Annotated in this window: 24 protein-coding genes; 4 read left to right on the top strand and 20 right to left on the bottom strand. The window is 49.5% G+C overall.

The features are described 5' to 3' along the window. Window positions 1-80: 80 nt before the first annotated feature. Window positions 81-1,316: a sporulation integral membrane protein YlbJ gene (ylbJ, locus tag DSM465_RS0100975; RefSeq protein ID WP_008878707.1), complete on the top strand. Its 1,236-nt coding sequence runs from the start codon at window positions 81-83 to the stop codon at window positions 1,314-1,316. 123 nt (window positions 1,317-1,439) lie between these two features. Here the strand turns inward: ylbJ and coaD are convergent, their stop codons facing one another. From coaD to DSM465_RS19515, 3 genes are read right to left on the bottom strand one after another with little or no spacing between them, the layout of a single operon-like run. Beyond that, complete coding sequence (gene coaD, locus DSM465_RS0100970) at window positions 1,440-1,934, bottom strand: pantetheine-phosphate adenylyltransferase (RefSeq protein WP_008878708.1); 495 nt, start codon at window positions 1,932-1,934, stop codon at window positions 1,440-1,442. Next, entirely contained in the window at window positions 1,900-2,508 is a 609-nt protein-coding gene (gene rsmD / locus DSM465_RS0100965) for a 16S rRNA (guanine(966)-N(2))-methyltransferase RsmD (protein WP_029760410.1), read from the bottom strand. Before rsmD ends, coaD begins: the two co-directional genes overlap by 35 nt. Window positions 2,509-2,563: 55 nt before the next feature. Next, window positions 2,564-2,881, bottom strand: a complete 318-nt coding sequence (locus DSM465_RS19515; protein WP_151506746.1) for a hypothetical protein — start codon at window positions 2,879-2,881, stop codon at window positions 2,564-2,566. Between DSM465_RS19515 and DSM465_RS0100960 the strand changes: the two genes are divergently transcribed. Next, window positions 2,873-3,262: a DUF7147 family protein gene (locus DSM465_RS0100960; protein WP_029760409.1), complete on the top strand. Its 390-nt coding sequence runs from the start codon at window positions 2,873-2,875 to the stop codon at window positions 3,260-3,262. The genes DSM465_RS19515 and DSM465_RS0100960 overlap by 9 nt on opposite strands. A 52-nt stretch (window positions 3,263-3,314) precedes the next feature. On the opposite strand, the gene DSM465_RS0100955 is transcribed toward DSM465_RS0100960, so the two are convergent. The 7 genes from DSM465_RS0100955 to DSM465_RS0100925 form a co-directional block, all read right to left on the bottom strand. Further along, window positions 3,315-3,590: a YlbG family protein gene (locus DSM465_RS0100955; RefSeq protein ID WP_029760408.1), complete on the bottom strand. Its 276-nt coding sequence runs from the start codon at window positions 3,588-3,590 to the stop codon at window positions 3,315-3,317. A gap of 19 nt (window positions 3,591-3,609) precedes the next feature. Further along, window positions 3,610-4,056 (bottom strand): YlbF family regulator, encoded by a 447-nt coding sequence (locus DSM465_RS0100950; RefSeq protein ID WP_029760407.1) that lies wholly within the window; start codon window positions 4,054-4,056, stop codon window positions 3,610-3,612. 260 nt (window positions 4,057-4,316) lie between these two features. Continuing rightward, entirely contained in the window at window positions 4,317-4,688 is a 372-nt protein-coding gene (locus DSM465_RS0100945; protein WP_008878713.1) for a hypothetical protein, read from the bottom strand. A 40-nt stretch (window positions 4,689-4,728) separates the two neighbouring features. After that, window positions 4,729-4,962, bottom strand: a complete 234-nt coding sequence (locus tag DSM465_RS0100940) for a YlbE-like family protein (protein ID WP_008878714.1) — start codon at window positions 4,960-4,962, stop codon at window positions 4,729-4,731. Window positions 4,963-4,974: 12 nt separating this feature from the next. Beyond that, window positions 4,975-5,358 carry a YlbD family protein gene (gene ylbD, locus DSM465_RS0100935; protein WP_029760406.1) on the bottom strand — a complete coding sequence of 128 codons (384 nt, stop codon included), beginning with the start codon at window positions 5,356-5,358 and terminating at the stop codon, window positions 4,975-4,977. An 80-nt stretch (window positions 5,359-5,438) separates the two neighbouring features. Beyond that, on the bottom strand, window positions 5,439-6,446 hold the full coding sequence (locus DSM465_RS0100930; protein WP_029760405.1) for a CAP domain-containing protein: 1,008 nt from the start codon (window positions 6,444-6,446) through the stop codon (window positions 5,439-5,441). Between the two features lie 127 nt (window positions 6,447-6,573). Further along, entirely contained in the window at window positions 6,574-6,999 is a 426-nt protein-coding gene (locus tag DSM465_RS0100925) for a CBS domain-containing protein (RefSeq protein ID WP_008878717.1), read from the bottom strand. Between the two features lie 174 nt (window positions 7,000-7,173). On the opposite strand from DSM465_RS0100925, the gene DSM465_RS0100920 reads away from it, so the two are divergent. Further along, window positions 7,174-7,533, top strand: a complete 360-nt coding sequence (locus DSM465_RS0100920) for a YugN family protein (protein ID WP_029760404.1) — start codon at window positions 7,174-7,176, stop codon at window positions 7,531-7,533. Window positions 7,534-7,571: 38 nt separating this feature from the next. On the opposite strand, the gene DSM465_RS0100915 is transcribed toward DSM465_RS0100920, so the two are convergent. The 8 genes from DSM465_RS0100915 to cyoE form a co-directional block, all read right to left on the bottom strand. Beyond that, window positions 7,572-7,865 (bottom strand): Asp23/Gls24 family envelope stress response protein, encoded by a 294-nt coding sequence (locus DSM465_RS0100915; RefSeq protein WP_029760403.1) that lies wholly within the window; start codon window positions 7,863-7,865, stop codon window positions 7,572-7,574. 76 nt (window positions 7,866-7,941) lie between these two features. Beyond that, complete coding sequence (locus tag DSM465_RS0100910) at window positions 7,942-8,397, bottom strand: DUF420 domain-containing protein (protein WP_008878720.1); 456 nt, start codon at window positions 8,395-8,397, stop codon at window positions 7,942-7,944. Between the two features lie 47 nt (window positions 8,398-8,444). Then, window positions 8,445-9,347, bottom strand: a complete 903-nt coding sequence (gene ctaG / locus DSM465_RS0100905; RefSeq protein ID WP_008878721.1) for a cytochrome c oxidase assembly factor CtaG — start codon at window positions 9,345-9,347, stop codon at window positions 8,445-8,447. Between the two features lie 104 nt (window positions 9,348-9,451). Next, window positions 9,452-9,784, bottom strand: a complete 333-nt coding sequence (ctaF, locus tag DSM465_RS0100900) for a cytochrome c oxidase subunit IVB (RefSeq protein WP_008878722.1) — start codon at window positions 9,782-9,784, stop codon at window positions 9,452-9,454. 4 nt (window positions 9,785-9,788) lie between these two features. Then, window positions 9,789-10,409 carry a cytochrome c oxidase subunit III gene (ctaE, locus tag DSM465_RS0100895; protein ID WP_008878723.1) on the bottom strand — a complete coding sequence of 207 codons (621 nt, stop codon included), beginning with the start codon at window positions 10,407-10,409 and terminating at the stop codon, window positions 9,789-9,791. Further along, the gene (gene ctaD, locus DSM465_RS0100890; protein ID WP_008878724.1) at window positions 10,409-12,277 is read right to left on the bottom strand and encodes a cytochrome c oxidase subunit I; all 1,869 of its coding nucleotides are present in this window, start codon (window positions 12,275-12,277) and stop codon (window positions 10,409-10,411) included. The genes ctaE and ctaD overlap by 1 nt, the downstream gene beginning before the upstream one ends. A 22-nt stretch (window positions 12,278-12,299) precedes the next feature. After that, on the bottom strand, window positions 12,300-13,370 hold the full coding sequence (gene coxB, locus DSM465_RS0100885; protein WP_008878725.1) for a cytochrome c oxidase subunit II: 1,071 nt from the start codon (window positions 13,368-13,370) through the stop codon (window positions 12,300-12,302). A gap of 82 nt (window positions 13,371-13,452) precedes the next feature. Continuing rightward, window positions 13,453-14,376, bottom strand: a complete 924-nt coding sequence (gene cyoE / locus DSM465_RS0100880) for a heme o synthase (protein WP_029760402.1) — start codon at window positions 14,374-14,376, stop codon at window positions 13,453-13,455. A 388-nt stretch (window positions 14,377-14,764) separates the two neighbouring features. Here cyoE and DSM465_RS0100875 point away from each other — a divergent pair, with 388 nt between their 5' ends. Further along, window positions 14,765-15,718 (top strand): COX15/CtaA family protein, encoded by a 954-nt coding sequence (locus tag DSM465_RS0100875; protein ID WP_029760401.1) that lies wholly within the window; start codon window positions 14,765-14,767, stop codon window positions 15,716-15,718. Between the two features lie 86 nt (window positions 15,719-15,804). Here DSM465_RS0100875 and pyc read toward each other — a convergent pair whose 3' ends face one another. Both pyc and DSM465_RS0100865 read right to left on the bottom strand, forming a co-directional pair. Continuing rightward, a complete protein-coding gene (gene pyc, locus DSM465_RS0100870; protein WP_029760400.1) occupies window positions 15,805-19,248 on the bottom strand; it encodes a pyruvate carboxylase in 3,444 nt (1,147 codons plus the stop codon). Between the two features lie 59 nt (window positions 19,249-19,307). Next, window positions 19,308-20,519 (bottom strand): FtsW/RodA/SpoVE family cell cycle protein, encoded by a 1,212-nt coding sequence (locus tag DSM465_RS0100865; protein ID WP_011887087.1) that lies wholly within the window; start codon window positions 20,517-20,519, stop codon window positions 19,308-19,310. Window positions 20,520-20,583: the final 64 nt, after the last annotated feature.

Raw genomic sequence — 20,583 nt, 5'->3', positions numbered from 1 at the left:
AATGTCCCCCTATGCTCGTATATTAGGTTATATGAGGTTGTACCGCAAAAAGCCGAACAGCGAGAAAAGGGGGGAGAACGTTGAAACGAAACTGGGGAACCAAACTGAAAACGGTACTGCTCGCTTCCACTGTCACCCTATTTGCGTTTTCGCTCATTTGTTACCCGAAACAGTCGCTTGAAGCGTCCATTCGCGGTTTGAATATGTGGTGGGAAGTCGTTTTTCCATCGCTGTTGCCGTTTTTCATCATCTCAGAGCTGCTGATTAGCTTTGGCGTCGTCAGCTTTCTCGGCGTCCTGCTTGAACCGCTGATGCGCCCGTTGTTTCGTGTCCCAGGCGTTGGCGGGTTTGCCTGGGCGATGGGAATGGCGTCCGGCTATCCGTCCGGAGCCAAATTAACCGCCCGCCTGTACCAAGAAAAGCAACTATCGACCATTGAAGCTGAGCGGCTCGCTTCCTTCACTAATTCGTCGAACCCGCTGTTCATTTTTGGTGCTGTCTCGGCTGGATTTTTCAATAATCCACATCTTGGGCTTGTGTTGGCCATTTCCCATTATTTAGGGAACATTAGCGTTGGATTGATCATGCGCTTTCACGGCATCCGAAAAGAGAAAGGGAAGCCAAAGCGAAGCCCTCGCCCGTTTTCACTTCCGTACGCGTTGCGCACGTTGCACCAAACGAGGTTAAAAAACGAACAGCCGCTTGGCAAACTGCTCGGCGACGCTGTCCGTTCTTCCGTTCAAACGCTGTTAATGATCGGCGGTTTTATTATTCTCTTTTCTGTCGTCAACAAACTGTTGTACATGATGCACTTGACTGAACAGTTTGCTCCGCTGCTACGTCAGCTGCTCCGCCTCACCCAGCTGCCGGAGCAGTTTGACATCCCGGTGTTTTCCGGCTTATTTGAAATTACGCTTGGCAGTCAAATGATCAGCCAAACAGAAGAGGCCTCGCTGCTTGAAAAAGCGGTGGCGACAAGCTTCATCCTCGCTTTCGGCGGCTTTTCCGTTCAAGCGCAAGTCGCCAGCATCCTTGCTGAGGCCAACATTCGCTTCCAGCCATTTTTCATCGCCCGTCTGATGCACGGGGTGTTCGCAGCTTTATTTACATACTTGCTCTGGAAGCCGCTGTATGTACAGACAGCTAGCGGAGAGCCAGACAGTATTCCGACGTTTCTTCCCATCCCCCCGGACAATGCTTGGGACGAAGTCTGGCAACTGCTGCAACAATATGGACCGCTAGTAACACTGCTCTTTCTTTGCCTTTATATATGGCTGACCGCCAAAACGACCAATGGAACCCGCGGGCGCTTATAACCGTTAGGCGCCCGGTCTTTGGGGCCATCCGGTGAGCCAAGTCCACACTGTTTATGTTTTCATTATCAGCCAACTCCAAAGCCGTATTTCAGTTGCCAAGCGGGCACTGTTCCATCTTGGCTGTCAATCGGCAACTGCAGACGCAAATTTCCGCTTTAGCGCCGCTTCAACGACCGGGGGAACGAGCTCAGAAATGTCGCCATTATATTTCGCAACCTCTTTGACGATACTTGAGCTTAAAAATGCATACTGACTGTTTGTCATCATAAAAAACGTTTCAATGTTCTCATCGAGGACACGGTTCATCGACGTAATTTGCATTTCATACTCAAAATCAGACACGGCACGCAAGCCGCGCAAAATGGCGTTCGCCTTTTTGCTTCGGGCATAATCAACAAGCAGACCATGGAACGATTCCACATGGACGTTATCGAGCGTCCGCGTCACCTCACGCAGCAACTCCATCCGCTCCTCGACGGTAAACAACGGCTTTTTCGATGAGTTGTTTAACACCGCAACATAAACTTGGTCAAACACTTTCGCCCCCCGCTTAATAATATCCAAATGCCCGTATGTCACAGGGTCAAAGCTCCCCGGGCAAACGGCAATGCTCGCCATCGCTTTCGTCCCCTTTCTGTTCGTCTATCCGGCGATAAATGGTGATGCCGGTAATGCCATACGTTTCCTGTTTCCATTGCTTTAAGTTGCCGACTTCTTCCGGCAGCTCGACCTCAGCCAGATGTTCGGCAACGACAACGCCATTCGCCTCCAGCAGGCCATGCTCGACAATGAATGATAAAAGCGTCAGCCACTTTTTCTCTTTGTAGGGCGGATCAAGAAAAATGACAGAGAAACGCAAGCCGCGCTTCGCAACCGCCTTTAATGCCCGCCCGGCATCATTGCGGTAAATTTCCGCCCGTTTCTCAAGCCCGCAGGCAGCAACGTTTTTTCGAACCGTTTGCACTGCCTTCGTATCATGATCGACAAAAATGACACGCTCGAGCCCTCGACTGAGCGCTTCGATGCCCAACCCACCGCTGCCGGCGAACAAATCAAGACCGATGCCGTCCGTAAAATACGGCCCGATCATATTGAAAATCGCCTCTTTTACTTTATCGGTCGTCGGACGCGTCGACATCCCTGGAACCGCTTGCAGATGCCGACCTTTGCACATTCCAGAAATGACTCTCATCGCGTTCACCTAATTCGTTGTTTTCATCGTAATCTTACCATAAAGTTGGTCATCGTCAAACCGAAGAATTTTTTATCCGCCGATGTATAAGAATCGGCAAACCGTCCATAATGAGTAATGGCAACATCGTTAATGGCGTTGTTGCCAATGACGGAGAAGACTTACGTTTCCCCATAAGTTCTTCCTCCGGTTTCTCCTCTCCCTTTTCTTTTTTTCTTTCCATCCCTTGTTCCGCACTAGGCGGAGACAGGGAATTGGAAAGAGCCTTGCGGATCGTTTTGTCCGCAAGGTTTTTTTTTGATTGCAATTTCTGACGATGGCCGGTAAAGTTAAGGATGGACGATGATTGCAAGGGGGACAACATATGATCCAACGTTTTATCGAACTTGGCCAAGGTTATTCCGATATATATGAATTGATTGAGCTGGCGCGGGCTAATCGCCATCGCTTATCCGGCTTTTTTGCTTTCCATACAGTGAAAAAAGAGCAGCCCGTCGTCTCCTTGGTTGTTGTTCTTCGCCCAACAGATCCGGGCGACTTTCAGCCGCTTTATATTTGCCGTGAAGGCATTCCCGATCCATCCGTCAAGCCGAACAAACGGTACGAACTATTCGAAGAAACGGTGAAAGAGCTTGGCGAAACCATCATCCATCTCGATGTCAAGCCATCGACAATGTTCGCTGACCTTGACCTATACTATCAGCACTTAATCGGCATTATGCGGATGAATCGCTTCATTCCGCCGCTTCAATAGTGAAAAAAGAGCAGGCCCGCTGCTGATACCAGCTAGGGCCCGCTCTTTTCTCTCATCCAAGCGGATACGGGGAGTCTTTTTCTTTTTCTTTCTCCCCTTTCGATTCAAACTCTAACCTTAAAAACGGTCGGTACGACGGCTCGACCCGCTTGACAAACGGGAGTGCGGCAAGTTTTTTCATCACATGGTCAACTTGTTCCATATCGCAGTAAAGAACTGCATACTTCAGCCGCTTGGAAATGTAATGAATGTTGCCGAACTTGCGCAGCTGTTTCCCATATTTCAGCGAATGAAGCCAAACGATAATCCCTTGCCGTTTTGGAAACATAGTCCCTTCCCCTTTTTTTCTATGTGCGGCAACCGCAGCTCCCACCGCTCCCGCAACCGCCGGAACAGCCGGCCGACAAAAAATACGGATTCCCGGTCGGCACTTTCACATGTTCCGATACGGCCTTGCCAATCAGTACGCTAATATCGTCAAGCAGTTGCTGCAGCGCCTTTTCCGCTTCTTTAAAGGCGGCAACCGTTCCGTGCAAATCGAGCTCCCGTTTCGCTTCCCGCACTTCTTTCATCACATCGCGGTAATCGGGATGATATTTGCCGAATCGCTGCACTTCCTCGTATCGTTCCTTCAACTGAACGAAGCGGGCAATCAGCTGTTGAGCACGTTGGTCTTGCTTGAGCCGCCAAAACGCGCGACGATAGTCGGCCGCCACATCTGACTCAACAACCATTTTCGCTAACGCTTCCGCTTTATCCAAAATCTCGATGCGCTCGAGAGTAGCAATCCTCACAAATCTGGCACCTCCATTATTCATCATACCATGAATGAAAGAAAAATGGAAAGCGGAGAGATGTCAGAGGGGAGGATGGCCAAAAAAGATTATGTAAAAACTAGAAATCATTGAGTAAAATAATATAAGGTTGATGAACATCACTGATGCTCGTACACCTTCACGCTTAAGAGCAAAAGGCCCCTTTCGTGAATAGGCCAAAAAGCGCATAAAAACGAGGCGGGAGCGACTCTTGCCCCAAAGCCGCCACCCGCCATTTGTTACGGAATATCCACATCAAATTCATGCGTCATGCCAGTCACCTTTCCATCGTTGTAAACGAGTTCAAGGCGAATGACATGCTTTCCACTCGGCAGACCGCGCACGATAAACGCAGCGGTATATACTTCCGTTACCTTTTGTTCGTTGACATAGACGTTAATATGCCCACCGCCGTTTCCTTTGCGAAACGGAAACTGAGCGGCAAAACATTCAATGAGAACGTCATTCCCTTGCACCTGATGCTTTACTTCCAATAGCCCGCCCGCGGATGGTTCATGAAGGGCGGCTGACGTTGCCGCCGGTCCGCCGATGGCAGGCACCAATAGCAGCATCACACACCCAAGCCATACAAGCCACTTCGGCAAAGACATCACTCCCTTTTAGGGCTAGTCTTTGCTGTTTGCTGTTAAATTAGTCACGCAGCGCTTTGAACATTTGCCACATGAGCGATGCCATTTGCAGGGATTGGGCAATTTTTTCTACCTTATCGGGAATCGTTTGCTCGTAATGGCGCAAAGCAGCCAACTGAAGCGTCGACAGCTCATGCGGGCGGCGGGCAAGCAGCCGATACCATCGGGGCTGTTCGCGCAAAAACGCACGCAACATTGGATTTGCCTGTATATATTGCCATACGTCCTTTCTCATCGCCACCACCCTTTAGTCTTTGCGGAAAGAAAACGGATGCTCCTCTTTGTTCGGGCGCTGCGAGCCAGCCCCTTGAAATTCAGAAAGAATGCTTTGAATGGCAGTGATCGCCTGTTGGACGTTCGCTAAATGTTTTTGCACCTCTTCCGCATCGAGCTGTCCGAGCATTGCAGCTAGCTTATCAAGCCATGTGTTTGTTCCTTTTTCCTCCTCTTTCTCCTTGCGGCTTGCTTCACGATACGGATCCCATATTTCATCGTCCTCCCCGAACAAATACCAATCCTCATACACTTGCTTCCACGTCTTTTTGCCGCTGCGCACCTCTTGGACAAGTTTCGGATGTTTTTTCACAAACTGTTTGAATTGCTCAACAGAAGGATGCAGAGGCTTGGCCATGGCGGTTCTCATCCCTTTCATCCACTCATGCCTATCTGCCATATCATATCGCACCCAGCAAGCGAACGTGCGCCCAATTTTTACAGTGGGGTAAAGAAGTTTTGCGTGTAATAATCCTCATAGACGCCGACACCAAGGTAAGTAAATTCTTCGTTTAGCATAACTTCCCGATGTTTCTCGCTGTTGAGCCATCCGATGGTCGCCTCCACACCATCCACCTGATGAGCAGCGATATTTTCCCCAGCCAACTGGAAAGAAATATTAAGAACGCCCAACCGTTGGGATAAATCCCCATATTGCGGCGATTCATGGGAGAAAAATTGGTTGTCATGCATGTCCCGGCTATGCTTGGCGGCGGCGGTGGCCGCTTGGTCATCCCACATAAGGGAAGAAAGCCCATAGCGGTGACGGAGCAAATTCGTCCAGTCAAAAATTTGTTTCGCATTGGCCGCATCCACATTTCGTTGCTCTTCTTCCGACAAAGGAGCAACCGTGGGGAGGCGGCCGCGGTAAACAAGCTCGTACGGCTGCAGCTTAACGAACGTTTCCGCATCCATCAGACGAACGGCTGCTACGCTGCCGGTAAAGCGATCGATGTACAGCTGGGCATAAGCATCGCCAACTTTGACGACCGGCCTTGATGAATAATCTTGTTCGGACAGCTCAAACCGATACGTCCCGCTGCTTAGCTTAATTTCAATGTTCGATAAGACCGGCATCGTTTGAAAAATCGTCTGCAGGCGCTGACCGACTGCAAACGGCTCGACGTTCACCTTTTCCCCGCCAACCAAAGCGGTAACGACCTTGCCATGAAGCACGCCGATTTGCACGTACGATTCCGAATGGCGACTGTACACCCACCAATCATAGCCATAGGCGGAGGGATCGATCCGCTCTGGCTCGCCAAGCTGTTTTTTCGCTTCTTGCGCCGGTCGGCCGATTAAAGAGACAATGCCAGCGGTCGCCTTCGGCTCTGTCAACACATGACCGTCTGTCTTCGGCTGTTCCACGGGGTTTGGGGGCGGTGGGCTCGGTGCAAAGTAATAAAACCCGATCAAGAATAACAAAAAAAGGAAGAACCATCTCACAAAGCAACTCCCGCTTTCTACACAATATCCTTACTGTCATTATAGCCGTTTTTCAAAGCCAAAAAAAAGAGGACGCCCAAAAAGAGCGTCTTGTCTCGTTAAAAGAAGCGATGCCTTGTCTGATTGGCTAATGGACGCTATGTTGTTCGGAAATCTCGCTCAGCGCACGGCCGGCGCTTTCGTCGGAATAGCGGTTCGTCGCCAAATCACCAAGCGCCACAATGCCGACTAAACGGCCATTTTCAACGACGGGGAGCCGGCGAATTTGATGGCGCGCCATCATGTCTGCTGCCTTTTGCACCGAATCATCAGGGGATAGCGTTACAAGATCACGGCTCATCACTTCCGTCACCGCCGTCGAGCCGGGGTGCTTTTCCGCTATACCGCGTACGACTAAATCGCGGTCAGTGATCATTCCAACCAAGTGGCCATCATCGACGATGGGGATGGCCCCAACATCAAATTCACGCATTTTCACGGCTACTTCATAAATGTTGTCGAGCGGGGTGCAATATTGTATATCAGTGGACATAACGTCCCGTACTGTTTGCATTGTCCGTCTCTCCTTTCTGCTTGTTATTATGTGCCCGAAACGAGAAAAAATGCACCTAAAACAAAAACAATGGCAAACAATTCGTTGAAAAGCAAACCGTTTTCGTACTATTATAAATGAGGGGATGATTTCCTTTTTGGCGCTCTACATACTGCGTTGTTAGGAGGAAGACAGATGAAATTTGAAAATAGCGGACTCGAAAATCAGACAGTTGAACTGTCCCGCCTTGATGACATCATGAAAAGTCTCGGTTTTGTACGCGCGGCGCAATGGGATTATGAGCGGGTCACGTACGACCGGAAATATGTGATTAAGGAAGGGACATATTATTTGCGCGTTCAAGGATACGCGGTCGAGGGAAATGTCGATTCGCGCTATGCCCTCATTAAGCTACTCACGCCGATTTTAGGGAAACATTACTATCCGCATGGCGTCGAATATGGTGAGGATGAACATTTTCCATCTTCCCTTGTCAGCCAATGCCAAAAACTATTATCGCAAATCAAAAGCGAACTCGAGAAGGTCAAGGAGTAATGAAAAAACGCATGAGAGCTGATTTCTCATGCGTTTTTTCACGGCATCACAAGCCGCTTGACCGTGACATCAATGGCCTCAGCCACGTACGGTGTCATGGCGGCAATCTCCTCAGCAATTTGCTGTTGCAGCTCGCGGCAAACAGCGAGCACCGGCGCCCCGTACCGGATGGACAGCTTCACGGTGATGCGGCATCGGCCTCTTTGGAAGACAGTCACGAGCACTTCACAATCATCGGGCAACACTTCTTCCCACTCGCGCACACACATCATGACAATCGTCAGCAGCGTCGCTTCCACGGCGCTCCGCTTCCGGTATCGCAACGTATTCACCGCACTCCCCTCCCGCTGCGCATTCTCTGCTTATGCTTATGCTATGCGGGGCCGGCAGCCGGCGCTACTCGGCCGGCTAAAAGCCCAATACGGCTTTAATGAGCGATGTCGTCTGTCCCCCCGGATAAAGCACATAAAGCAACCAGTAGACAACAACCCCGGTTGAGGCGCTGCCAAACCAAATGATGCTTGTCACTGGACCGAGACGGCGGTGGCGGGACCGATTATCTTTTAAGCCGCTCCAAATCGTCACAAGGCCAAACACTGCCCCAATCGTCGCTAAAACAATATGGAAAAAGAGGAATGCGGTATAATACACCTTGACGTCCTCTGGTCCACCAAAGCTCGTATTGCCAATAAACAACGTCCGCGACATATAAATGACAAAAAACAAAAGCGCAAAGACAGCAGCGGCCAACATCACCTTTTTATGCGCTTCCGTCCGCCTGCGGCTGATCAAGTACCAACCGTAAGCGACAAGCAGGGCGCTGATCACGATGCAACTCGTGCTGATCGTCGGTAACATCTCCATGGCTTCTCTTCCCTTCCCTTCGTCTCTTCTTTACGATGAACGGCACGTTACAGTTTCGTCGGCCGTGGCGTCATATCCATGCTCGGTTCTTTTTCCCGCTCCTTCTGATACCACTCTCTAAAAACAAAGAACAGCATAGTCCCATACACAATTTCTTGAATAATTTTCATCAATATCCCACCAAGCTGCTGATCATGAAGCGGGGACATCGACAAAAACATTTGCGGTCCGGTCAAATCAAGCGAAGCTAATATTCCTTGCGGCACGCAAAGCGCCAACCCGGTCATCCAGGCTTCTGGATCTGTGTACGTCTCATAAAGCGGGGTGCCTGCAAAGATAATGAGCGCACAAGCCGGTGTAAGCAGCATGCCGTCAGCAAAAATATATCCCATTTTTTTTAATCCTGATAATGTCGTCCAGCCCGAAAGTTTATTAACAAGCGCCCACCACATGAAAAAAGCTGCAATGAAAATGACCGTTGTGACAAAAGCATGCAAAAACATATTCGTTTTCACGACATCAAACACCATTGGAACATGGTACAACGAAAATAAACCATTAAACAAAAACAAAGACACGATCGGTTTTGTCAACAGCTGAAACGAACGGCGCACGATTGCAATGCGGAATATCCGCTCATAAAACGGCGCTGGAATTCCTAAAATAAAACATTGTGGCACCAGTAAATAAAGCAGAGCCATTTGCACCATATGGGCGGTAAACGTTAAATGCCCCATCAAATCGAGCGGGGAGCCTTTGCATACGTAAAGAAGAACAATTCCTGTCAAAAAGTACGCTCTTTGCTTTCTCGAAACAGGAACATCAAGACCAAACCGCTGCCGCCACGGTCCGGTAGCTGCGAGATACAATACGGCAATAGTCAGCAATGCCAACAGAAAAAACGGACTCCAAAGCGCAACTGTGCCAAACATTTGCAGCGATTGAAACATAGGAATCTCCTCCTGCTTTGTCCTTTTCCCATTATACTACATGCGGCAGGATAACAGCTATTAAAAAAGGGAAACCGGCATCCATACCGATTCCCCCCTTGTGTCTACCACCAAACGATCGTCGAAAACGCCCAGACGAGAACTAACATGACAAGCACGCCGCCATATATAAACAAGGCTGGAAATTCATGCCCTTTATGGCTCATATGCATGAAATAGTACAGCTGAAACGCTACTTGTACACCAGCTAAAAGCAAAATAAACGGAATGACAAACCAGTGGGAAAACTCTTCGTAACCAACCGCAGCAAAAGCGATGAGCGTCAATAAAATCATCAGCACGAAAGCAATCACTTGATGACGCATTTCTTCCGCATTTTTCCGACGGCGGTACGCTAAGTCGACGCGCTCATTTCCTGAATTCATTTGGTTCGTCATACGTTCACCCCACCATTCCCATTAAGTATACAACGGTAAAAATGAACACCCAGACGACGTCGATAAAGTGCCAATAAAGGCTCGCGACGTAAAACTTCGGGGCATTGTATAAATTTAACCCGCGCTTGGCGTTGCGAATCATCAACGTTAAAATCCAAAGCAACCCAAACGCAACGTGAGCACCGTGCGTGCCAACAAGTGTGTAAAACGCAGAGCCGAAAGCGCTGGACGTAAACTTATGGCCTTCATGAACATACTCATAAAACTCATAAATTTCCAAGGCCAAAAATCCGGCGCCAAGCAACACGGTAATGCCAAACCAAAGTTGCATTTTTTGAAAATCAAAGTTTTTCATATGGTAAATGGCGTAAACGCTCGTTAAGCTACTCGTTAACAGAAGCATCGTTGCCATAAACACAATCGGCATTTGGAACAGTTCTTCACCGGAAGGGCCACCGTTCGTTTTGTCTTTGAGCGCTAAATAGGTGGCGAAGAGAGAGGCGAACAACACCGTCTCTCCGCCTAAAAACAGCCAGAAACCAAGAAATTTATTTTTCCCCTCAAGAGTGGCTCGTTCCGGCGCCGCCGGGAACGTCTCGGGCGTCAGTTTTTCCTCTACGTGCATCAGGCGTTCGCCCCCTTCTTCTCAAGTTCAAGTACTTCTTCTTTATGAATGTGGAAACCGTGATCATCAATCACTGAGCGCAAGAACATCGAACCGAACGTAATGAGCAAGCCGAGAATACCCACCGGCAAGCCCCAAGCCGTCTCTTGATGGTACGTAAAGCCAAATGCCGCCACAAACAAGCCGAACGACATGATAAACGGCAGGAATGACGAGTTCGGCATATGAATGTCGCCAAGTGGCTCAGCTGGCGTCAATTCCTTCTTCCCTTCCATTTTTTCAAGCCAGAGAGGATCTAACCCGCGAACAAGCGGCAATTGGGCAAAGTTGTATACTGGTGGCGGCGAAGCGATCGCCCATTCGAGCGTGCGGCCGTCACCCCATGCATCGGCCGGCGCTTTTTCACCTTTTACCGAAATCACGATGTTAATGAGTAAAACAACCGTTGCGGCCGCCATAAAGAACGCTCCGACCGTACTGATGAAGTTACCGGTCTCCAACCCTTGCCCCGGCAAGAATGTGAACACGCGACGCGGCATTCCCATTAAGCCAAGGAAATGCTGGATAAAGAACGTTAAATGGAATCCGATAAAGAACAGCCAGAACGTAATTTTGCCAAGTGTCTCGTTTAGCATGCGGCCAAACATTTTCGGCCACCAGTAATGCGTACCAGCAAGTAAGGCAAACACAACCCCACCGACAATGACGTAATGGAAGTGGGCAACAACGAAATAGCTGTCATGATACTGATAGTCAGCCGCTGCCGCTGCCAGCATAACGCCGGTTACCCCACCCATAACGAACGATGGGATGAAGGCCACCGCATAATGCATCGGCGTCGTAAACTTGATGCTCCCGCCCCACATTGTAAATAGCCAGTTGAAAATTTTAATTCCTGTCGGCACCGCAATTGTCATCGTTGCGACAGAAAAGATGGCGTTCGCAATCGGCCCCATTCCGACCGTAAACATATGGTGCGCCCACACCATGAATCCTAAGAAGGCGATGAGCACCGTTGCAAATACCATTGATGAATAGCCAAACAGCCGTTTACGAGAGAATGTCGCGAAAATTTCCGAGAAAATACCGAATGCTGGCAATACAAGAATGTATACTTCCGGATGGCCGAACACCCAGAACAAATGCTCCCAAATGATCGTATTACCGCCAGCAGCCGGATTGAAAAAGTTTCCACCAAACAATCGATCCATCATCAAGAAAATCAATCCAACCGTCAACGGCGGAAACGCGAACAAGATGAGCGCAGACGTCACAAATGTCGCCCAAGTGAACATCGGCATACGCATAAACGTCATGCCTGGAGCGCGCATGTTAATAATCGTAACAAGAAAGTTAATTCCGCCTATTAATGTCCCCAAGCCTGAAATTTGCAACCCAAGGGTGTAAAAGTCAACACCATGGTGCGCTTTCGAATCGAGCGCCAACGACGCATACGATGTCCAACCTGCGTCAGGAGCGCCGCCTAAAAACCATGAACAGTTTAAAAACACCCCACCGAAGAAAAAGAGCCAAAAACCAAGCGCGTTTAAAAACGGAAATGCAACATCGCGTGCGCCGATTTGCAGCGGCACGACCGCATTCATAAACGCGAAAACAAGCGGCATGGCAGCCAAGAAAATCATCGTCGTCCCGTGCATCGTCAGCACTTCGTTGTACAAGCCGCCAACAAGAAAATCGTTGTTCGGCTTCGCAAGCTGAATGCGGATAAACAACGCCTCAAGACCGCCAAGCAGGAAGAAAATGCCACCAGAGATCAAATACAGATGGGCGATCTTTTTATGGTCGACCGTCGTCAGGTAATCCCATAAAACGGCCCCAACGCCCTTTTTGCGAGCGATCGTACTCACAGCGAAACCTCCCTTTTATGCCTTATTCCACTTTTAAGCTCATTAAATATTTTGTCAATGCATCAAGCTGTTCTTCTGTCAGCTGGCCATATGTACCCGTCATTTTATTTCCAGGTTTCACACCTTCAGGGTCTTTCAGCCATCTTTTTAAGTTTTCTTCATTGTGTTCCAAAATGCCGGCAATCCGTTCACGGTCAGCGAAGCCCGCCAAGTTCGGCGCTGTACGCGCTTGCTCCGGACGATTGTCTACCGGCGACACCGCATGGCAGCCAATACAGCTTTTATTGAAGATTTCTTCCCCTTGTTTAGCAACCGGATCGGTCACAACCGGATTTTCCGCTTTTTGCATTTTTTCTACCCATGCATCAAACTCTGCACGGGGCAGCGGGCGCACTTTGAAATCCATCAATGCATGAGACGGACCACAAAGCTCAGCACATTTGCCGTAGAAGACACCGCCTGCTTTGTCTGTCGCTTTTTGGTCAAAGACGAGCCAAAACTGGTTTTTATTGTCCGTGTTCGTGTCGATTTTGCCACCAACGGCCGGAATCCAGAACGAGTGTTTAACATCCGACGCCACCAAATTAAAGTAGACTTTTTCGTTCGTCGGCACGACTAAATCTTGGCTCGTAATAATGCCATAATCCGGGTATTCAAACTCCCACCAGTACAAATTGGCGCGCACGTTGACAACAACCGTGTCTTTATCGCGGTTTTTGTCATTCATCGGCTTTACATCCGCCAACTTAAACGTCGCCGCTACCGTCGGCACCGCTAAAATAAGCAAGAGGATAATCGGAATGACAGTCCAAATAATTTCCAGTTTATGGTTCCCTTCCACTTGCTTCGGAATTTTATTTTCTTCCCCTTTCCGCCGCCGGAAGCGGATCACAACGTAGACGAAGATGATCGCTACGACAACAATGACGAGCACCATAATCGACGTGCTCAACAACATGAGCGAATACTGCATGTTCGCTACTTCACCGGCAGGCTGAAGCGTCGACAAAAACGGCTTGCCGCAGCCGGCGAGCAACAGCGCCATCATCCCAAACAAGGAAAATAAGCGCCAGTTCCGTAGCCCTTTCTTCATAGCCTAATCAAACCCCTCTTTCTTTGATGGATAATGGATAAATGTATATAAATTCTTTCACGAAGAAAGAATTTTAACCTGTTCACCAAATCGTGGCGATGACCATCGCCACGAACAAAATCGTCAAATAGTTGAGCGAGTAGACAAACATCAACTTGGCCCACTTGATGTCGTCTTTCATTTTCAAGCCCCATAGGCCTAACAGCAACCACCCGACATTCAGCACCGTTGCGACTATTAAAAACGGGATGCCGAGCGAAAACAAATAAAACGGCAGCGGCAACAAACATGCCACCCAGACGATGATTTGCCGCTTCGTCATCTCAAAGCCATGAACGACCGGCAACATCGGGATGCCGGCAGCCCGGTATTCTTCACACCGCTTCATCGCTAGAGCCAAAAAGTGAGGCGGCTGCCATAAAAACATGATTAAAAACAAGATGAGCGGAACGATATGGAAATCCGAATCGACCGCTGTCCAGCCGATCACCGGGGGTACAGCACCAGAGATGCTGCCGACAACGGTGTTAAGCGTATAGTTGCGCTTCGTCCAAAGCGTATACAGGAAAACGTAAGTCACCACGCCGATCAGCCCGACAATTGCAGCCGTAACCGTTGTCATGAGCAGGCTCATCGTCCCGATGGCAACAAGCGTCACCCCAAGCCAAAGCACCCGCCGCGGCTCCATCGTCCCCGTCACCGTCGGCCGCGTTTTCGTCCGCTCCATATGCTGGTCAATATCGCGGTCTATAAAATTGTTAATGCTGCACGATCCGGCGATGACAAGCGCCGCCCCGAACAGCGTGAAAAAGACGATATGCAAGTTTTCTAAAAATCGCTCTCCAGTAAAATAAAACGCCAACCACATTCCGGCAAATGTCGTGATCAAGTTGGAATTAACGATTCCGATTTTCACAACTGCCGATAACTCTTTCCAAAACATCTTTATGCTTGCCTGCGGGCGCTGCCGAACATCGGCTTCTTGCACCGCTTTCAAATCGGCCATTCTCCTGTTCCTCCTCGCTGCGCCATCCGTGATGAGAACAGCGCCATCATATTGCTTATTGCTTAACATTCTATCCAATACGAAAAAAGAACAAAAAGATTTGTTTTCTCTTTATATTAAATCACATTTTTTTCAGATCATGTGAACTTTTTTTGAATAATTTGTGTCAAATTTTTGAATGCCTGACATAGAAATCGGTTCATACGCTTGTCCCATTAATATTTCTAGCAAACTTAAGTGACTTATTCAATATGCAAACGTCATTTTGTGTTTCATGGCGTCATCGTGTAAAATAGACTTGGCTTGACATGCCGATGATTGCGATAAACTTCATTACTTTACTAATATGGACAAAATCATAATTTCTCAATACAAGAAGGTGAAGATTTTGCAACGTTCATTAAAATGGTTTGCCTCGACAACAACGGTGGCGATGCTGTTTGTGCTGATCGGCGGAGCACTCGTGACAAAAACGGACTCCGGCATGGGTTGCGGCCGATCATGGCCGCTGTGCCACGGCCAATGGATACCGGATGACATTACACCCCAACTCGTGATCGAACTGAGCCATCGCCTTGTTTCCGGGCTTGCCGCCATCATGGTGCTCATTCTTTGCATTCGGTCATGGCGGGTCATGGGGCATGTGCGGGAAACAAAGCCTTTAGCCGTTCTCTCTTTTGTTTTTCTCGTCTTGCAATCATTAATTGGCGCCGCCGCGGTTGTGTGGGGGCAGTCCGATTTCGTTATGGCGTTACATTTTGGTATTTCGCTCATCTCATTTGCTGCTGTGCTGTTGTTGACATTGCTTATTTTCGAAGTTGACAAAAAGTTTTCTGCCACTTCGCTTCAGCTTGACGGCCAAATGCGGTTCCATATTTATGGCATCATCATCTATTCGTACTTGGTCGTTTATACTGGAGCGCTTGTCCGCCATACGAATGCCAGTCTTGCCTGTCCGAGCTGGCCGCTGTGCTCGAAGTCACGCCTCCTCCCCGTGCAGTTTCACGAATGGGTGCAAATGGGGCATCGTCTGGCGGCTGCCGTTATCATCATTTGGATCGCTGTTGCAACGGTGCATGCCGCCCGTTATTACCGCGAACAGCCGGTCATTTATTACGGATGGATCATCTCTCTTCTTCTTGTTCTTGCGCAAATGGTGACCGGCGCGCTTGTCGTTTTTACCGAGTTGAACTTGTATATCTCCTTGGCGCACGCCTTTTTCATCTCCTGTCTATTCGGCGTGCTCAGCTATTTACTGCTCTTGGCGCTCCGCACCCGCCGCCGGCCGGCGACAGCCGCGGGTCGGTCGGTCGAGGACACGGCATCGGCGCCACTAAAATAACGCTCACTCGTTGCATAAAAGGGATGCCCACAAATGTTGGGCATCCCTTTTTTAGGAAACCGGCTTGTGCCAAGATCAATGTTTTTTTATTTGGACAACTCGATGAGCAAATCGCCTGCCTGAATCGCATCGCCGCTTTTGACGTAAATGTCTTTGACAACACCGGCAAACGGTGCTTGCACGGTCGTTTCCATTTTCATTGCTTCCGTGACCATTAAATGGTCCCCTTTGTCGACTTTTTCCCCTTTTTCGACAAGCACTTTAACGACCGTACCCGGCATCGTCGCCGCAATATGGTTCGGGTTCGTCCGATCCGCTTTAATGTGCTCAACGACTGCGGTTTTAATGCTTTCATCGCGGATGACAACTTCACGCGGTTGACCGTTCAGCTCGAAGTAGACGACGCGTGTACCGTCCGCCTGCGGCTGGCCGATCGACACAAGCTTAACGATCAACGTTTTTCCGCGCTCGATTTCCACTTCAATTTCCTCGCCAAGGCGCATGCCATACAAGAACGTCGGTGTATCGAGTACAGACACATCGCCGTATTTTCCCACCGTTTCTGCATATTCAAGAAACACTTTCGGATAAAGGGCGTACGCAATGGCATCAAAGTCGGTCACTTCGCGGCCAAGCTTGTCATACAGCTCTTTTTTCATTTGCTCAAAATCAACCGGCTCGAGCAGTTCCCCCGGACGGACAGTGATCGGCTCGCGTCCTTTTAAAATAATGCGCTGCAACTCTTTCGGGAATCCGCCGTGCGGCTGGCCTAAATATCCTTCAAACAGCTCGACGACTGAATCAGGGAAGTTCAGCGTTTCGCCGCGCTCGAAAATGTCTTGTTCCGTCAAGTTGTTTTGCACCATGTAAAGCGCCATATCGCCGACGACTTTCGATGACGGCGTCACTTTGACAATATCGCCGAACAAGTCGTTGACGCGGCGGTACATTTCTTTCACTTCATCCCACCGATCGCCGAGACCGACCGCTTTCGCCTGCTGCTGCAAGTTGCTGTATTGGCCGCCTGGCATTTCGTGCATGTACACTTCCGTATGCGGCGCGTTCATGCCGCTTTCAAATTCTTGATAAAACTTGCGCACATCTTCCCAATAGCGCGCCAACTGCTCAAGACCGTAAATGTCGACTTCCGGCGCCCGCTCGGTCCCTTCAAGCGCATAGTAAAGCGTATTGGCGCTCGGCTGAGACGTTAAGCCGGCCATCGAACTGATGGCGACATCAACAATATCAACGCCGGCTTCAATCGCTTTCGCGTACGTATAAATGCCGTTACCGCTCGTGTCGTGCGTATGCAAATGAATCGGAATGTCGACTGTTTCCTTGAGCGCGGAAATGAGCACATGCGCCGCCTGCGGCTTCAAGAGCCCCGCCATATCTTTAATGGCCAAAATGTGCGCACCCGCCTGTTCAAGCTCTTTCGCAAGGGCCTTATAGTAATCCAAATTGTATTTCGACCGGCTCGGATCTAAAATATCACCCGTATAGCAAATCGCCGCTTCAGCGATTTTGCCGCTCTGCCGGACGGCGTCGATCGCCACCGTCATTCCTTTCACCCAGTTTAAACTGTCGAAAATTCGGAACACATCGATGCCAGCATGCGCCGATTTTTCGACGAACTCGCGGATGACGTTGTCCGGATAGTTTTTGTAGCCTACGGCGTTGGCAGAACGGAGCAACATTTGGAACAACACGTTCGGGATGCGCTCGCGCAGCTTCAGAAGCCGATCCCACGGATCCTCTTTTAAAAAGCGATACGCCACATCAAACGTCGCCCCGCCCCACATTTCAAGCGAGAATAAATTCGGCAATAAGCGCGCCGTCGGCTCGGCTGCACGCACTAAATCGACCGTGCGGACTCGTGTCGCCAACAGTGACTGATGAGCGTCCCGGAACGTCGTATCGGTCAAGAGCACCCGCGGCTGTTCTTGAATCCAGCGGACAAGCCCCTCGGGGCCATGCTTGTCCAAAATTTGCTTCGTTCCGGCCGGGATCGGCTCTGCCTCGCTCAATTTTGGCAAGCGCGGCTTGTCAAACACCGGCTTTTTCTTTTTGCCGATGCCTGGGAATCCATTGACCGTCACTGTGCCGATGTAAGTGAGCATTTTCGTTCCGCGGTCTTTCCGGCGTGGGAACACGAATAGTTCCGGCGTCGTATCGATGAACGACGTATCGTATTCGCCTGATAAAAACTTCGGATGTTGGACGACATTTTCCAAGAACGGAATGTTCGTTTTAATACCGCGAATGCGGAACTCGCGCAAGTTGCGCAGCATTTTTCTTGCTGCCTGCTCAAACGTCAACGCCCATGTCGACAATTTGACGAGCAAGGAATCGTAATACGGCGTAATGACTGCCCCTTGGAAACCGTTGCCGGCGTCCAAACGTACACCAAAGCCCCCACCGGAGCGATACGCCATGATTTTCCCAGTATCTGGCATAAAGTTATTGAGCGGGTCTTCCGTCGTCACCCGCGACTGAATGGCATAACCGTTAATGCGGATGTCTTCCTGCTTCGGAATGCCGACTTCATGGCTATGAAGCGAACAGCCATCAGCAATTAAAATTTGCGACTGGACGATATCAATTCCAGTAATCATCTCGGTGATCGTATGCTCGACTTGAATGCGCGGGTTGACTTCGATGAAATAAAACTCATCACCCGAAACGAGAAATTCGACCGTGCCGGCATTGACATAACCGACGCTTCTCATAAGCTGAACCGCTGCCTCGCAAATACGTTGGCGCAGCTCGTCCGACAGCGAGACGCTCGGCGCGACTTCGACGACTTTTTGGTGGCGGCGCTGCACCGAGCAGTCGCGTTCATAAAGGTGAACGATATTTCCTTCATAGTCACCTAAAATTTGCACTTCAATGTGCTTTGGATTTTCGATCAACTTTTCAACATACACCTCATCGCTGCCAAACGCCGCTTTTGCTTCCGATTTGGCACGCTCAAACGCTTCTTTAACTTCCGACTTCGAACGGACGATGCGCATGCCGCGCCCACCGCCGCCAAGTGCTGCTTTAATGATGATCGGATAGCCGTGCGCTTCGGCGAAGCGGACAACGTCCTCAAGGCCGTCGACCGGCCCGTCGCTGCCCGGAATGACCGGAATGCCAGCGTTCACCGCCGCATGGCGCGCTTTCACCTTGTCGCCGAACATGTCCAAATGGTTCTCATTCGGGCCAATAAAAATAATTCCTTCTTCACGGCACCGTTTAGCAAATTGAATATTTTCTGACAAAAACCCATATCCTGGGTGAATCGCATCGACATCGTGGGCCTTGGCAATCTCAATGATGCCTTCAATATCCAAATACGCCTCAATCGGCTTTTTTCCTTCACCGACTAAATACGCTTCATCCGCTTTATAGCGGTGGTATGAGCCGACATCTTCCTTCGAGTAAATGGCCACGGTGCGGATGCCAAGCTCCGTGCAGGCGCGGAAAACGCGGATGGCGATCTCCCCGCGGTTAGCTACGAGCACTTTGCGAATTCGTCTTGTCTTCATCGTCTTTCCTCCTTTCTAATTTAAACTATAAAACTTTTTCTATTTTGTAAATACACTTTCTAAAAAGTCAGACCTCTTTTCTGTCTGTCGACAGTCATTTTTTTACTTTTTTTATACCGTTGTTCATATTTCGTAAACATCGAAATATTGACAAGCAAGCCAAGTGAGGCCATCATGAGGACGAGCGATGTTCCCCCGTAGCTGACAAGCGGCAGCGGCACACCGGTGATCGGAATGATTCCTGTGACTCCACCGACATTAATAAACGTTTGAAAGCCGATCATGACAGAAATGCCGATGGCGAGCAAACTGCCGAACGCATCGTTGGTACGACGAGCGACCCAAAACCCGCGCAGCACGATAAACGAAAGCAACCCAAGCGTGAACATCACGCCAAACAGCCCGAGTTCTTCGGCAATGACCGCCATAATAAAATCCGTGTGCGATTCCGGTAAATAGCCGTATTTTTGCACACCTTTTCCGAGCCCGAGCCCTTTCAATCCGCCAAGCCCGATCGCTAAGTACGAATTGACAAGCTGGTAGCCGTCGCTGCTCGCGTATTTAAACGGATCCAAATAGCTATAAAGGCGTGACATTCGTTCATCCGAAAAAATCTTTCCACCCACAACTGGAAGCCAAAACGGCGATAGCATCGCCCCAATGAGGGTAAAAAAGAGCAGTTGCTTTAGGAGCAAAATGAGGCGCAGCCCAGATGATACGATGATGCACATCGCGATGAAAAACACGATCGCTGCCGTGCCAAAATCCGGCTGAATGGCGATTAAAAAACAAATAAACAGCGTGTAATAAATCGGGAACAAATTGCTTTTCACCGGCTCAGCCAACCGTTTCTGCTTGTTGGCAAACGCTGCGGCCAAGTACCAAATCAATCCGAGCTTCGCCAGCTCCGCCGGTTGGACCGAGAGCGCCCCGACACGAAACCAGCTCGTGGCGTTGTTGGCCGTATGGCCGAGAAAAGCAACTGCAATCAGCATCAACGGGGAAGTAAAAAACACTAGTTTCACCCATCGTTCTTTCCGCCACACTTTATACGGGATCATAGCCATGACAGCGAAGGCGATCAACGCGCCGATGAGCCATCGCTTTTGCCGTTCGTAAAAATAGTCGCTCGGTACTTCAAAGCGGATGACAGCGGTAACCATGCTTGAACTGTACACCATAATCAATCCGAACAACGATAGCATAATGATCGCAATCACAAGCGGATAATCGTAACATTTCAATACTTTCTTCCACAATTGTCGTTCCATCTTCCCTCTTCCCCATTTACACAGTTATGTACATAAAATCATTCGCAGCGGCACACCGTTTTCC

Origin of the sequence: Geobacillus thermodenitrificans subsp. thermodenitrificans DSM 465 (assembly GCF_000496575.1) — a bacterium.
Lineage (GTDB): Bacteria > Bacillota > Bacilli > Bacillales > Anoxybacillaceae > Geobacillus > Geobacillus thermodenitrificans.
Note: the sequence above shows the minus strand (reverse complement) of the source record. Positions and strands in the feature narration are given on the sequence as shown.